Raw genomic sequence first — 13,912 nt, 5'->3', positions numbered from 1 at the left:
ACCCTAGGGGCGCGGCGCACCGGACGGTAGGGGTCAGTCGCCCAGGTCGACCGCGCGCACCAGGACGGCACCGAGTGCCGCTCGCTCGACCACCATCGACGGACCCGCCGAGTCGACGATGACGCCGGCGAGCGAATCATGGCTGGAGAGCACCTTGGCGAGCTGGTCCGGCTCGAACGGCATCTGCCGGTCGCCGCGGCCGAGTGCGACGATCTCGAGCGGGTGCGAGAACACCTGCAGGAAGCGGCGGCCGTCCGGCGTGTGCGCCTCGGCGATGCCGACCTGTCCATTGCCGCTGCCGTCGTTGACGGCGACCCACATCTTCGTCTTCGCCAGGGCGTCGCCGACCTTCTGCGCCGAGTCCGCGTCGCGGGGAGCGGCCAGGAGCGTCTTGACCGTCATGTTCACGTCGGCCTGGTCGAGCGCCTTGGTGAGCACCTCGACGGGGAAGACCGCGCGGTGCACTCCGGATGCGTTGTCGAGGATGAGTCCGGCGAAGTCGCCCGTGACGACCTGGTGCAGCACGGCGGTCACCGGCTGGGCGATCGCCGAGGTCGCCGTGGGCTCGGTCTCGCGCTGCACGGACTCGCGGACGGCCTCGGCGGAGCTGAACGCCAGCATGTAACTGCGGTCGCCGTCGCGCACGACCGCGATCGACAGCGGCTTGCCCTCGGCGAGCTGCTCGCGGGCGTCTCCGTGCACGCGCAGGTACAGGTGGTTCTGCATCATCTGGCGGAGCACGCCGATGAGCTGCTCGTTGCTCGGCCCCTCCTCGAGCTCTGCGAGGGCCGCACGCAGAAGCGTGTTGTCCTTCATGCCGGGGACGGATTCGACCGGCTCCGGCGGCAGCACCGGGGCGAGGGGCAGCACCCGCTTCTGCGGCGCGGCCTGCGTGTGCGGAGCGGATGCCGAGGTGCCCTGCGCATCCGCGACCTGCGAAGCGGCGCCCTGGGCGTTCGGGGTGTGGGTTCCAGGGGCCGGGGTGCTCGGGTCCGGCATCGCGACCTCCGGGCCGGCCGCGGCGCCGACGCCGCGGAACGCCTGGACGGAGATGCCGATCTGCGGCACCGGCTCGCCGGGCGTCTCGTCGACCGCGGGACTCTCCGCCGGGGCGTCCGCCTCGATCGGCGTCGGGGTTTCGGAAGCTGCGTCGTCGGTCTGCTTGCGGCGAGAGAACAAGGCCATATCGCTCAGCCTAACCCGCGACGCCGGGACCAGGCACCCGCCCGGCATCCGGCCCGCACCCGCTCCGGCGCATCCGCCGGGCCGTAGCATGGGGGCCATGGCGGCTCCGCAGAAGCTCTCGGACATCGTGACCTCGTTCCTCGATGTGGTGCACGACCGGCTCGTCGGCGACCGGCGCGGAACGGTGGCCGACTACATACCGGAACTCGCATCCGTCGATCCGGAGCTGTTCGGGATCGCGCTGTGCGGTCTCAACGGCCGCGTGTACGAGAGCGGCGACACCGGGGCCGAGTTCACGATCCAGTCGGTCTCGAAGCCGTTCGTGTACTCGCTCGCCCTCGACGACTGCGGTCTCGACACCGTGCATGCCCAGGTCGGTGCGGAGCCCAGCGGTGAGGCGTTCAACTCCGTCAAGCTCGAGGCATCGACCGGGCGCCCGCCGAACCCCATGGTCAACGCGGGGGCGATCGTGACGACCTCGCTCGTCACCGGCGGCTCCGCCGAGGATCGCTTCGCACGCATCCTGGCGCGCCTGAGCGCGTTCGCCGGACGCGAGCTGGCCGTCGACGAGGCCGTGCTCGCCTCCGAGCAGGAGTCCGGCGACCGCAACCGGGCTCTGGCGTACCTCATGCACGGCGCCGGCTCCCTCACCGCTCCGGTGCTGGAGACGCTCGACACGTACTTCCGGCAGTGCTCGGTGCTCGTCACGGCCCGCGACATCGCGGTGATGGGCGCGACGCTCGCCAACGGCGGCGTGAATCCTGTGACCGGGGTGCGGGTCACGAGCGCGGAGACCTGTCAGCACGTCATGACGATCATGGCGACCTGCGGCATGTACGACTACGCCGGGGAGTGGCTGCTGCGCGCAGGTCTCCCGGCGAAGTCGGGCGTCGCCGGCGGGCTCGTGGCGAGCTCGCCGGGCGAGTTCGGACTCGGTCTGTTCAGCCCGAGGCTCGATGCGAGCGGTGCGAGTGTGCGCGGCGTCGTGGCCGCCCAGCAGCTCGCGAACCGCTTCGGTCTGCACGTGCTGCACCGCCCGCTCACGCTGTCCGCCTCGGAGGTGATGTCCGCCGGCGACGAGCTCGCCGCAGGCCTCGGGGCGGAGCAGGATGCCGCGGCCGCACAGATCCTGCAGCAGAACGCCGACGACCTGGCGGTGTGGCGGCTGCGCGGCTACATCGACTTCGACGGCGCCGAGCGGCTGCTGCTGGACCTGGACGCCTGGATCGACGCGCGCCCGGCCGACCGCGAGTCTCCGGCGGTGATCGTGCTCGATCTGACCGAGGTCACGCAGCTGCAGTCGGTGGCCGTGTGGATGCTCGCAGCTCTCGCCACCTGGTGCCGCGGACACGGCATGAAGGTGATCGCCAGCGACCCGCAGGGCCGCAGCCTCGGCGTCGCCGGGCTCTCGCAGTCCGCCGGTTTCGACGACGCCATGCGGGACGCCGCGGCGAGGGTGGGCGCCCCTCCGGCCGGCTGACGCTACAGCTTCTCGATCGGAGCGATCTTGATCAGGAGCTTCTTGAGCCCCGCGGAGTCGAAGCGCACATGCGCGATGCGCTTGGCACCCTCGCCGGTCACGGCATCCACCCGGCCCTCGCCGAAGTCGTCGTGCCGGATGCGGTCGCCCGCGGCGAGCTCGAGGTCGCCGTTGTCGCGCACCTTGCCGGTGACCTTGTTCGGGAACCTGTCCATCGCGGTCGACAGGGGCTTGAGCGAATCTCTTGGCGGGAGTTTCTTGACGCCGAAGCGGTCGTCACCGCGCCCGCCGGACCCGAACCCGCCGCCGCTTCCGCCGCCGAAGCCGCCGCGCCGCGCATTGAGGGCGCGCGACTGCGTACCGCCGCGGGAGTTGACGTCGCCCGGCGACTGCCGCCAGTCGACAAGACCGGCCGGGATCTCCTGCAGGAACCTGCTGGGCATCGCCACGGATACCTCGCCGAACTGCGCCCGCGTCATGGCGAGCGACAGATGCAGGCGCTTGCGGGCACGCGTGATCCCGACGTAGAACAGCCGGCGCTCCTCCTGCGGGCCACCGGGCTCCCCCGCCGAGATGCGGTGCGGGATGAGGTCTTCCTCGACGCCGGTGACGAACACCGCGTCGTACTCGAGCCCCTTCGCGGTGTGCATCGTCATGAGCGACACCGTGCCCGACTCGTCGTCCAGGTCATCGGCGTCGGAGACCAGCGCGACCTCGGTGAGGAAGTCGGCGATCGTGCCCTCCGGATTGTTGCGGGCGAAATCGCGGGCGACGGCGACGAACTCGTCGAGGTTCTCGACACGGGCCTCGTCCTGCGGGTCGCGGCTGGCGCGCAGCGCGTCGAGGTAGCCGCTCTTCGCGAGCAGCAGGCTCAACCCGTCCGCGACGACGGTGGGCGCCGGGATCTCACCCGATGCCGGCAGCATCAGCTCGCTCGCCTCTTTCAGCACGGCGTCGAGCTGACCGATCGCCGCCTGGATCTTCGGCCCGACGCCGAGCTCGGCCGGCACGGACAGCGCCTCGCGGAACGTGATGCCGTGCGTCTCGGCGAACTGCGCGATGCTCGCCTCGGTCACGCCCCCGATGCCGCGACGGGGCTTGTTGAGGATGCGGCGCACCGACATCTCGTCCGCGGGGTTCGCGACGGCGATCAGGTAGGCCAGCGCGTCCTTGATCTCGGCGCGCTCGTAGAACTTCGTGCCGCCCATGATCTTGTACGGCACGGCGGAGCGGATGAAGATCTCCTCCAGTGCGCGGGACTGCGAGTTCGTGCGGTAGAAGACCGCCATCTCGGAATACGGCATGCCGGCCCGCCGCAGCGCCTCGACCTCGTCGGCGACGAACTGCGCCTCGTCGTGCTGCGAGTAGCCCGTGAAACCGACGATCTTGTCGCCGTCGCCCTTGTCGCTCCAGAGCTTCTTGTCCTTGCGGTCGAAGTTGTTGCCGATCACGGCGTTCGCGGCCGAGAGGATGTTCTGGGTCGATCGATAGTTCTGCTCGAGGAGCACGACCCTGGCACCGGGGAAGTCGCGCTCGAACTCGCTGATGTTGCGGATGTCCGCCCCGCGGAAGGCGTAGATCGACTGGTCCGAGTCGCCGACCACGGTGAGGGATGCCCCTTCGAGCCCCGGCGAGGTCTCCGGCTCGAAGATCATCATGCCGTTCGACGCTTCGAATCCGCTCCCTGAGCCTGTCGAAGGGTCGTCGGCAGACACGGGCCTGGTGAGCTCGTGGATGAGGGCGTACTGCGCGTGGTTCGTGTCCTGGTACTCATCGACGAGGATGTGCCGGAACCGGCGGCGATACGTGTCTGCGACCTTCGGGAACGCCCGGAAGAGGTAGACGGTCTGACCGATGAGGTCGTCGAAATCGAAGGCGTTCGCCTTGCGCAGCTGCCGCTGGTAGTCCGCGAAGATCTCGACGAACTTCTGCTCCGCCGGATCGCTCATGTTCGCATCGCGCGCGTACGATTCGGAGTCCTGCAGTTCGTTCTTCAGCTTCGAGATGCGCCCCTGCACGGACGCCGGCGTCAGACCGTACGCATCCGCCTCGTGCTCCTTGACGAGCCGCTTGATGAGGGCGCGCGAATCGCCGGAATCGTAGATCGTGAACGACTTCGTGAACCCGAACTGCTCGGCCTCGCGGCGCAGGATCCGCACGCACGCCGAGTGGAACGTCGAGATCCACATGCCCCGGGATGCCTCGCCGACCAGCGCCGCGACGCGCTCGCGCATCTCGCCGGCCGCCTTGTTCGTGAACGTGATGGCGAGGATCTGGCTCGGCCACGCCTCGCGACCACGGAGCAGCGACGCGATGCGCCGGGTCAGCACGCTCGTCTTTCCCGATCCGGCACCGGCGACGATGAGCAGCGCGGGGCCACGGTAGGTGACTGCGGCGAGCTGCTGCGGGTTGAGTCCGGCGAGAAGCTCGTCCTCGCCGCGCGGTCCCGAGGACCCGGGGCCGACGGATGAGGGGACGATGAGAGGGGCTTCGGTCATGGCCCTACGAGTCTAGGCTGGACGACAGACACCCGGTTGCGATCAGCATCGAGGAGGACGAGATGATCAGCGATCTGCAGGAGCACGAGTGCTACGAACTCCTGAGCAGCACAACGGTGGGAAGAATCGGCTTCGTCCGGGACGGACAGGTCCACATCCTGCCCATGAACTATCGGACGACGGATCGAGGACTTCTCCTGCGCACCTCCTCGAGCGGCGTCCTGCGCCGACTCGCGGGTGACGACTCCGCGGTCTCGTTCGAGGTGGACTTCCACGACGACCTCGGCGGAACCGGATGGAGCGTGCTGATGCACGGAACGCTCCGGATCGTCTCGGAGGAGGAGCCTCCCGAGACGCAGACCCCTCCGTCCCCCTGGGCCGGCCCCGATCGCGAGACCCCATTGCGGTTCACGATCGACAGCATCACCGGTCGCCGAGTCCGTCGCGAGCGGCACTGATCGAAGGAGGCATCGATGCGCACCATCCTCAACATCATCTGGGTCATCTTCGCCGGGTGGGTCCTGTTCCTCGGCTACGTCGTCGCCGGCATCCTGCTGTGCATCCCGATCGTGACCATCCCGTGGGCGATCGCCTCGTTCCGTCTGGCCGGATACGCCTTCTGGCCGTTCGGGCGTCGCGTGGTCGATAAGCCGAAGTCCGGCGTCGGGGCGTTCCTCGGCAACATCATCTGGGTGGTGCTGGCCGGCTGGTGGCTCGCGATCGGCCACATCCTGTCCGGTCTCGCGCTGTGCGTGACGATCATCGGCATCCCGATGGCGATCGCCGACTTCAAGATGGTGCCGATCTCGCTCATGCCCCTCGGCAAGGACATCGTCTCCACGCGGCGAGGTCCGTTCGACCCGAAGTAGGTCAGCGCGCGCGAGCCCGCCACGGCAGCGCGAGCACGATGCCGACGACGCACACCACGACGCCTGCGACGGCCGCGTAGACGGCGCTGGATGCCGGGATGTCCAGGTACACCGTGATCCCGAGGATCCGCGCAAGACCCCACGGCAGCAGCCCCATCTCGTCGTTCCACAGGGCGAGCGAGCGCTCGAGTTCGAGCGCTGGGATGACCCCGGCGGGCACGGCCAGCCCCGTGCCGACGCCGGCGAGCACGATCCCCCATGCCGCCAGGAGCACGAGGACGACCACCAGCGCGATCCCGCCCCGCCGTCGCGCCGTCGCTCCCATAGGCGAGGGCTCTCGTTCGCTCACGCTGTATCAGTCCGGTCGGTTCTGACGCAGTTTGACCGACCGAACTCATACAGCCTGACTCGGAATGCCGAAGACGCGTGGGGCGCTGAGCCCCACGCGTCTTCGTGCGCGATCCTGTTACGCCTGCCGGGCGCGGCGGCGCAGCGTCAGCGCGAGCGCGCCGGCGAGCACGAGCCCGAGACCCAGCACGAGGCTCCCGATCGGGGTCTCGGCCCCGGTCGTCGCGAGCGCGGCGCCGGAGCGAACCTCGATGTCGGCCCAGCCGAGCAGTTCGCCGTCCGCCGAGTAGACCGCCAGACGATGCATCCCGGCCGGGGCATCCGCGGGGATCGTCACGGTGATCGCGCCGGTGGCGTTCAGCGCGCCCGCGGCGAGGAACACCGGGTCGGAGTACATGAAGACCTCGGCTTCGACACCCGCGTGCTGCGCCCCGACCGTGATCGTGACGTCGTCACCGGGTGCGACGACGCGCTGCGAGACGGTCGCCCCACCGCGGTTGCCGTCGACGAGCGCGGTGCCGGGCAGAGGCTCGACGTACGACCCCGGCTGGCTGCCGGCGCCACCGGGCGTGCCGGGGGTCTCACCGGGGTTCTCCCCCGGGTCGCCACCCGGATTCCCACCCGGGTTCTCCCCGCCCGCGTCGCCACCGGGCAGAGTGCCCGTGCGCAGCGCCTCGGAGGTGTACCCGTCGGCGAACCACCAGACCGGACGCTGACCGTCCTGCGACAGCGAGGCCGGTGCCGTGGCGAAGCCCTCGTTGTTGATGTCGGGCATGCCGGCCGGACGCGCGAAGTGCGCGACGCCGGGCGCGTCGGTGCCGTTGAAGGTGAGCTGGGCGGAATTCCCGCCGCATCCGTCGTCGCACACCGCCCACAGCACGCCGAGCACGCTGTCGTAGTCGAGGCTCATGACGCCGGCGAGGCCGGGGTCGATGGTCGCCACCAGCGTCGCGAAGCCGCCGGCCGCGAGCGCGAACGCGTACACGCCGCCGCCGTCCTCGACGGCGACGAAGAACAGGCCGTCACCGGCGTAGCTCGCCGCCTCGTACGGCGCTCGGGTGTTGTCGTCGTACAGCTTGCCGGCGAGCGCGGCATCCGGAATCCACTCGACGGCCTCGATGCCGAGGTTCGCGCCGACAGCGGGCAGCTGCGAGGTGAGGTCCCACTCGGTCAGCGCGACGAGGTCGGGGCCAGCGGCGTTCGGGTCGACCTGCAGGATCGTGTTCTGGTTGACGCCCTTGGCGCTGTTGTCGCGCTCGGATGCCACGTAGACCAGCCCTGCGCCGTCGACCGTGATGCCCTCGGTGTCGGGACCCGCGGCCGACGGGTTGTCGGCGTCCTTCTGGAATCGGACGCGCTTGCCCTCGGTCCAGCCCTCGGCGAACTCGACGGACCCGTCAGCGGATGCGGCCAGCTTCCAGATCGTTCCGGTGCCGTTGTCGACGGCCCAGAGGAACGTGCCCTCGTCGGTCACCTGGACGTCGAGTCCGGAGCTGTCCTCGAGGAACGTCGGTGCGGTGTCGAGCACGCGGACATCCTGCGAGCCCGGCCACGGCGAGATTGCGATCTCACCGGCGCAGACGTTCGCCGTGCCGGGCGTGGACTCGGCGGTCGCCGCGAACGAACCCGTCGTGTCGGGGCAGCGGCCCCAGGTGGGTGTCGCATGAGCGGCACCCCACGAGGTGGAGTCCACGAGCTGCTCGCCGTCGAACACGCGAATCGTGTCATTCTTGCCGATCCCGAAGTCGAGATCGTCGATGACCAGGTAGCCGTTCGCGGGGATGCTGGTGCCGGGGGCGATCGTGTACGCGTGGGCGTCGTCATCGTCCTTCACGACGATGCCCGAGACGTCGAGCACCTCGGCGGTGGGGTTCACGAGCTCGATCCAGTCGGGCTCGCCGTCCGATTCCACCTCGTTGATGCGCACCGGGTTGCCGCAGGCGTTGCGGATGCCGGGGGTGCCGACTGCGACGTCGACGAAGTCGCCGGTGCCGTCCTCGCAACGGGCCCAGACGCCCTCTGCGTGCGCGGCGTAGGCGTGCTCGGCGACCGTGCGCCCGTGCGCGTCGCGGATCGTGACGGTGTCGCCGCCTCCCAAACCGAACGTGAAGTGGTCGGTGCCGTTGAAGACGAAGTAGGCGCCGGGCTCGAGGATCGTGCCCTCGGCCAGCGGCATCACGTCGGCTGCGTGACCGGTCGGGTCGTTGTCCATCAGCGTCCAGCCGGAGATGTCGAGCGGCTCGGTGCCGGTGTTGACGATCTCGGCCCAGTCGGGTGCACCGTTCGAGTCGATCTCGTTGATCGCGATCGTCGGGGGCACGCACTCGTTGGCCGCGCCCTGGGTCTCGAACGCGAGCACGAAGTCGCCGGTGCCGTCGGGGCAGCGTGCGAGAGTGGCGGCGATCTCGTCGCCGTCGATGTTCGCGTGGCCCTCCCACGCGCCGGTGCGGTCGACCAGTGCGCCGTGCGCATCGAAGAGGCGGATCTCGTCGGCGCTGCCGATGCCGATCGGAGCGTCGAAGCGATCCTCGACGCCGCCGACGAGACCGATCGTGGTGGCCTCGACGACGAGGAACTCGCCGCCCGCGATCGACGTGCCGGGCAGGAACGCCCAGCGGTGGTCGTCGGAGTTGTCGCGGATCTCGTAGCCCGACAGGTCGAACAGCTCGTCGCCGGGGTTGTACAGCTCGACCCAGTCCGCGGGGCCCGAGTCGACCTCGTTCAGCACGACGGAGCCGGGCGCGCCGGTCTCCGGCTCTCCTTCGCCGGGCTCGCCCTCACCGGGCTCCCCTTCGCCGGGCTCCCCTTCGCCGGGTCCGCCGGCGACCGGGAAGACGTTCTCCGCGCCCTTGGTCGACTCGGCGGTCAGCTCATACGCGACCTCGGCTCCGTCGCCGTTCGCGCCCCAGCTGGGCACGGCGTGGGTGTCGGCCGGCCACGTCGCCTGCAGCAGCGGCGTCTCGCCGTTGGCGTCGCCCGGGGCGAAGAGGCGCACGCTGTCGCCCTTGCCCAGCCCGAAGTCGAAGTCGCCCTCGCCGTCCTGCAGGGTGTCGAAGACGAGGAAGCCGCCCGGCTCCACGACGGTCCCCTCCGGGATCGTGTACGGGTTCTTGCTGCTGTCATCCTGCAGGACGTATCCGCTGAGGTCGACGGGCGCCTCGGAGTAGTTGTAGAACTCGACCCAGTCGTCGGGGCTTCCGCCGCTGGAGACGACTTCGTTGATGCGGATGCCGAGCGGCTCCGCGTCGGCGAGGGCTGCGGTCGGTGCGGCGAGCAGGGCGGCGGCGCCGAGCGCGCACACCATCGATGCGGCCAGCCCGCGGGACAGGCGTGACATGGGACTCCAGGTGGTCGGGTGGGAGGCGGTCTCGCCAAGTCGACCGATATCCGCTGTCCGCGAGGAGTCCGGCATCCGTCCGGAAGGTGAACGGACCGTGTCGTGACGGGTTCAGGCGATGCGGGTGCCCGGCGGCAGCATCCGTGCCGGCGTCCCGGTCCGCGCCCATGCGCCCGCGAAGAGCCCGCCGGCGATCACGATCTGGATGCCGAGGCCGATGAACCAGCTCGGCACCGTGCTGCTCATGATCTGCTCAGGCGTGCGCTCGTCCGCCTGCGTCTGATCAGGGTCGCATTCGTCCCACCGCGATTCCTGCGGCGGCAGCTGCGAGATGCGCACCCAGTACTTGATCTGCCCGAACATGTCGGCAGGCCAGCCGTCGGCGGTATAGACGGTGGGCGTGGCGTCGGCGAGCACGACGAACGGGTTCGCCGTCAGCACCCACCACACCCGGTCGAAGCGCGGCTCCTCGTACGTGTACGTCTCCCAGCGCTCGCAGTCGACATTGCCCATGCTGTCGTAGGGCCGGCTGTAGCTCGCCGTCTCGGTGCGCAGGGCCGTGCCGCCGAGTCCGAACGCGATCAGGGTGCCGACGGCGAGCGCCGCGACGACGAGGTAGGTCGCCGCGACCGAGAACAGCGGACGCGCGACGAGCCCGCTGAATCCGACTCCGATGGCCGCGATGATCACGATCTCGGCAGCGAGGACCAGCAGCGAGACGGCGAGGGTCGCCGGGTGCGCTCCCCCGCCGATGAGCGAGATCGCGAGGAACGGCACGGCGACGAGCAGGAACACCCCGCCGGTGGCGACGGCGGCGAGGAGCTTGCCGAGCATGATGTCACCGGTGGAAGCGGCTGTCACCTGCACGGCTGCGAGCGTCGCGGAGTCGCGGTCGCCGTTGATGGCGTTGCCGCTGAGCGTCGGCGAGACGAGCATCACGAGCAGCAGCACGATGTTGACGACGATCGAGTAGACGCCGGCGCCGGCCATGCCGGTGAACGAGTAGACCGCGAACGACAGCCCGGTGACGCCGAGCAGGATCAGAGCGTAGACCCCGAGCAGGATGTACCAGCCGACGCTGCGCAGCCGCTGGGTCAGCTCGAGCCGGGCGATGATGCCGATGTGCGTGAGGTTCATGCGTTCGGCTCCGATCCCGGCAGGTTGAGGAAGGCGTGTTCGAGCGCGCTCTGCGCCGGAGAGAACTCGGCGACGGCGAGACCGGCCTCGACGATCCGCCGCAGCCCTGCGGCCGCGGCATCCTCGGTCTCGAAGCCCGCGATCGCGGCGCCCCGGTCGAGTCCGAGCGCCCCGAGCTCGATGCCCAGGGCACCGGCGATCCGCTGCGCGTCGGCACCGGCTTGCGCCGGGTCCGCTCCGGCGAGACGGATGCGCCACCCGCGGGTCGTCGCCAGCGCCGGCGCCGCGTCGACGACGGTTCCCGCGACGAGGAACACCGCGTCGTCGATGACCTCTTCGAGCTCGGAGAGGATGTGACTGGAGATGAGGATCGTGCGCCCTTCGGCGGCGAGCCGGCGCAGCAGGACGCGCAGCTGGACGCGCGCGGCCGGATCCAGGCCGGATGCCGGCTCGTCGAGCAGCAGCACCTGCGGGTCGTGCACGAGGGCCCTGGCGAGCCCGAGCTTCTGCTTCTGCCCGCGCGAGAGCACCTTCGCCGGCGCATCCGCCAGGTCGTCGAGTCCGACCAGGGCGAGCAGCTCGCCGGCCCGCTGCTGCGCGGCGTCGCGGTCGATGTCGTAGAGCCGCGCGGTCGTGACGATCGTCTCGCGGGCGGTGAGCGAGGGCCACGCGCCCAGGGCGTCCGGCATCCAGCCGAGGAGCCGCCGGGCGCTGCGCGGATCGTCCATCGGGTCGACCTCGCCGACGCGGATCGAGCCGGCGTCGGGCGCGAGGAGCGAGGCGAGCATGAGCAGCAGCGTCGTCTTGCCCGCACCGTTCGGGCCCACCAGACCCGTCACACGACCCGGTTCGGCGCGGAAACTCGCACCACGGACGGCATGAACCGTCCCGAACGATCTGCTGACGCCCTCGGCGACGATTCCGGTCATGCGGTCAGTCTGGCAGGGAATCAGCTCCGGAAGAACGCCACGCCGAGATCCGGGTGGTCCACGAACACGCCGTCGACTCCGGTGCCGGCGATCACGGACCATTCGCCCTCGTAGTCCCCGAACGCGCTGCGGGGGCCGTCGCCCCGGAACTCGGCCGCGAGGAAGGCGTTCTCCGGTCGCGCCGTCCAGGTGAAGACCTGCAGGCCGCGCGCGTGCGCGTCGGCGACGATCGTGTTGCCCGGCGCGAGCAGCATCCGCTTGTTGACGCTGATGCCGTCCACGGATCCGACGAGAGCGTCCAGCCCCTTGGGCCCCACGACCGACTTGTACGATTTCGCGTGCGCGCCGAGGGCCGCGACCTGGTCGTAGGGCCGGCCGGATGCCTCGATCAGGTAGATGTACGACGCCGCGATCCCCTCGGCTCGCAGCTGCCCGAGCACCGTGGACTCGAACGCCTCGATCACGAGGGGCAGTTCGCCGTCCGCCCACCCCGCCGCACGCAGATCCCGTGCGATGAGCGGTGCGAGGTCGAGACCGATGCCCGCGAAGTAGGTGGCGTGCTTGATCTCGAGCACGACCCCGATCTCCCGCCCGTGCTCGGCGGAGCCCGCACGCACGAGATCGAGCAGGTCGGTCAGACGCAGGATCGGCTGGGCATCGTCGAAAGAGGCGCTCGTCGCTCGGACCTCCGGCAGGCGTTCGCGCACACGGAGCGTGGAGAGCTCCTGCCAGGTGAAGTCCTCGGTGAACCAGCCGGTCAGCGGCTGCCCATCGATCCGCTTGGTCGTCCTGCGTCCGGCGAACTCCGGCCGGTCGGCGACATCCGTGGTTCCGGAGATCTCGTTCTCGTGCCGGATGACGAGCACGCCGTCCTTGCTGGCCACGACGTCCGGTTCGACGGCATCCACCCCCATCGCGAGCGCGAGCTCGTACGACGACCGGCTGTGCTCCGGTCGGTATCCGGGTGCGCCCCGGTGTCCGATCACGAGGGGCGACTTCCTGGGCATGGATTCAGGGTAGAACACCCCATGCATAGGAATCCGCCGGTATCGTGGAGGAAAGCGACCTTCAACCACTTTCGGAGTGAGGCCCACCATGAGCAATTTCGCCTTCAACAACCCGGCGTTCCAGAAGCAGGATCCGCGCAACGTGGCAACGTATCCGGGTGCTCCGGGCGCTCAGCCCGGCATGCAGGGCGCGCAGACCGCGTCCTTCCAGCACGCGAGCATGGATGCCGCGGCCAATGCGCAGCTCGAGGGCATGTACGCCTCTCCCTCCGCCGGTGCCATCGAGACCGACCGCATGTCGGTCGAGGACACCGTGTGGAAGACCGCAGGGCTCTTCGGCATCCTCCTCGTCACCGCGGCGATCGGCTGGGTGTGGACGCTCGGTGGGCTCGCCGCACCCGAGTACAACCCGTACTCCGACTTCTCGCCGAACATGCTGCCGTGGATCGTCGGCGCACTCGGCGGCTTCGTCCTGGCGATGGTCATCACCTTCACCGCCCGCAAGAAGGTGCGCCCCGCGCTGATCTTCGCGTACGCGGTGTTCGAGGGCCTGTTCGTCGGCGGCATCTCGGCGTTCTTCGAGGTGATCTACCCCGGCATCGTGACCCAGGCGACGCTCGCGACGGTCGCCGTCGTCGGCGTCACCCTCGCGCTCTTCGCGAGCGGCAAGATCCGCGCGTCCAAGAAGGCCACCAAGATCTTCATGATCGCGATGGTCGGCTACCTGGTCTTCTCGCTCCTGAACCTCGTCCTCATGTGGACCGGCATCAACCAGAACGCCTTCGGCCTGTTCAGCACCGAGATCGCGGGCATTCCGCTGGGCCTGATCATCGGCGTCCTCGTCGTCATCATGGCCGCGTACTCGCTGGTGCTCGACTTCGACCAGATCCAGCAGGGCGTGCGCAACGGCGCTCCCCGCAAGTACGGCTGGATGGGCGCCTTCGGCATCATGGTCACGGTCGTCTGGCTGTACGTCGAGATCCTGCGCATCATCGCGATCGCCCGCGGCAACAACTGATCCACCGCCTGGAGGAAGCCCCGTCTCGCCTGAGATGGGGCTTCCTCCAGTTTTCGGCACGCCGCGAGGATCTGGCGTGTTGCGCACAAGTACGGGCATAGTGA

General features: G+C 69.7%; 11 protein-coding genes. 4 read left to right on the top strand and 7 right to left on the bottom strand.

Annotated features, from left to right (window positions below; genetic code table 11):
* Nucleotides 1-33: 33 nt before the first annotated feature.
* Nucleotides 34-1,185, bottom strand: a complete 1,152-nt coding sequence (locus AB0269_RS01535) for an SseB family protein (RefSeq protein WP_366209415.1) — start codon at nt 1,183-1,185, stop codon at nt 34-36.
* Between the two features lie 97 nt (nt 1,186-1,282).
* On the opposite strand from AB0269_RS01535, the gene glsA reads away from it, so the two are divergent.
* Nucleotides 1,283-2,665 carry a glutaminase A gene (gene glsA / locus AB0269_RS01530; protein ID WP_366209414.1) on the top strand — a complete coding sequence of 461 codons (1,383 nt, stop codon included), beginning with the start codon at nt 1,283-1,285 and terminating at the stop codon, nt 2,663-2,665.
* A gap of 2 nt (nt 2,666-2,667) precedes the next feature.
* On the opposite strand, the gene AB0269_RS01525 is transcribed toward glsA, so the two are convergent.
* On the bottom strand, nt 2,668-5,163 hold the full coding sequence (locus AB0269_RS01525; RefSeq protein ID WP_366209413.1) for a UvrD-helicase domain-containing protein: 2,496 nt from the start codon (nt 5,161-5,163) through the stop codon (nt 2,668-2,670).
* Nucleotides 5,164-5,225: 62 nt separating this feature from the next.
* On the opposite strand from AB0269_RS01525, the gene AB0269_RS01520 reads away from it, so the two are divergent.
* Nucleotides 5,226-5,621 (top strand): pyridoxamine 5'-phosphate oxidase family protein, encoded by a 396-nt coding sequence (locus AB0269_RS01520; RefSeq protein WP_366209412.1) that lies wholly within the window; start codon nt 5,226-5,228, stop codon nt 5,619-5,621.
* A 15-nt stretch (nt 5,622-5,636) separates the two neighbouring features.
* A complete protein-coding gene (locus AB0269_RS01515) occupies nt 5,637-6,032 on the top strand; it encodes a YccF domain-containing protein (RefSeq protein WP_366209411.1) in 396 nt (131 codons plus the stop codon).
* Nucleotide 6,033: 1 nt separating this feature from the next.
* On the opposite strand, the gene AB0269_RS01510 is transcribed toward AB0269_RS01515, so the two are convergent.
* The 5 genes from AB0269_RS01510 to AB0269_RS01490 form a co-directional block, all read right to left on the bottom strand.
* A complete protein-coding gene (locus AB0269_RS01510) occupies nt 6,034-6,381 on the bottom strand; it encodes a hypothetical protein (RefSeq protein ID WP_366209410.1) in 348 nt (115 codons plus the stop codon).
* 117 nt (nt 6,382-6,498) lie between these two features.
* Entirely contained in the window at nt 6,499-9,717 is a 3,219-nt protein-coding gene (locus AB0269_RS01505; RefSeq protein ID WP_366209409.1) for a lamin tail domain-containing protein, read from the bottom strand.
* Between the two features lie 111 nt (nt 9,718-9,828).
* Nucleotides 9,829-10,854 carry an ABC transporter permease gene (locus AB0269_RS01500; protein ID WP_366209408.1) on the bottom strand — a complete coding sequence of 342 codons (1,026 nt, stop codon included), beginning with the start codon at nt 10,852-10,854 and terminating at the stop codon, nt 9,829-9,831.
* Nucleotides 10,851-11,783: an ABC transporter ATP-binding protein gene (locus tag AB0269_RS01495; RefSeq protein WP_366209407.1), complete on the bottom strand. Its 933-nt coding sequence runs from the start codon at nt 11,781-11,783 to the stop codon at nt 10,851-10,853. The genes AB0269_RS01500 and AB0269_RS01495 overlap by 4 nt, the downstream gene beginning before the upstream one ends.
* 20 nt (nt 11,784-11,803) lie before the next feature.
* On the bottom strand, nt 11,804-12,790 hold the full coding sequence (locus AB0269_RS01490; protein ID WP_366209406.1) for a glycerophosphodiester phosphodiesterase family protein: 987 nt from the start codon (nt 12,788-12,790) through the stop codon (nt 11,804-11,806).
* Nucleotides 12,791-12,878: 88 nt separating this feature from the next.
* Between AB0269_RS01490 and AB0269_RS01485 the strand changes: the two genes are divergently transcribed.
* Nucleotides 12,879-13,808: a Bax inhibitor-1/YccA family protein gene (locus tag AB0269_RS01485; protein WP_366209405.1), complete on the top strand. Its 930-nt coding sequence runs from the start codon at nt 12,879-12,881 to the stop codon at nt 13,806-13,808.
* Nucleotides 13,809-13,912: the final 104 nt, after the last annotated feature.

Origin of the sequence: Microbacterium sp. NPDC077644 (assembly GCF_040702785.1) — a bacterium.
Taxonomy (GTDB): Bacteria; Actinomycetota; Actinomycetes; order Actinomycetales; family Microbacteriaceae; genus Microbacterium.
This window is presented reverse-complemented; position numbering and strand designations above follow the sequence as displayed.

Bases quoted from the DNA above. Each gene is read 5' to 3' on its own strand.
- AB0269_RS01535 (WP_366209415.1), bottom strand. From the start codon at position 1,185: ATGGCCTTGTTCTCTCGCCGCAAGCAGACCGACGACGCAGCTTCCGAA.
- glsA (WP_366209414.1), top strand. From the start codon at position 1,283: ATGGCGGCTCCGCAGAAGCTCTCGGACATCGTGACCTCGTTCCTCGAT.
- AB0269_RS01525 (WP_366209413.1), bottom strand. From the start codon at position 5,163: ATGACCGAAGCCCCTCTCATCGTCCCCTCATCCGTCGGCCCCGGGTCC.
- AB0269_RS01520 (WP_366209412.1), top strand. From the start codon at position 5,226: ATGATCAGCGATCTGCAGGAGCACGAGTGCTACGAACTCCTGAGCAGC.
- AB0269_RS01515 (WP_366209411.1), top strand. From the start codon at position 5,637: ATGCGCACCATCCTCAACATCATCTGGGTCATCTTCGCCGGGTGGGTC.
- AB0269_RS01505 (WP_366209409.1), bottom strand. From the start codon at position 9,717: ATGTCACGCCTGTCCCGCGGGCTGGCCGCATCGATGGTGTGCGCGCTC.
- AB0269_RS01500 (WP_366209408.1), bottom strand. From the start codon at position 10,854: ATGAACCTCACGCACATCGGCATCATCGCCCGGCTCGAGCTGACCCAG.
- AB0269_RS01495 (WP_366209407.1), bottom strand. From the start codon at position 11,783: ATGACCGGAATCGTCGCCGAGGGCGTCAGCAGATCGTTCGGGACGGTT.
- AB0269_RS01490 (WP_366209406.1), bottom strand. From the start codon at position 12,790: ATGCCCAGGAAGTCGCCCCTCGTGATCGGACACCGGGGCGCACCCGGA.
- AB0269_RS01485 (WP_366209405.1), top strand. From the start codon at position 12,879: ATGAGCAATTTCGCCTTCAACAACCCGGCGTTCCAGAAGCAGGATCCG.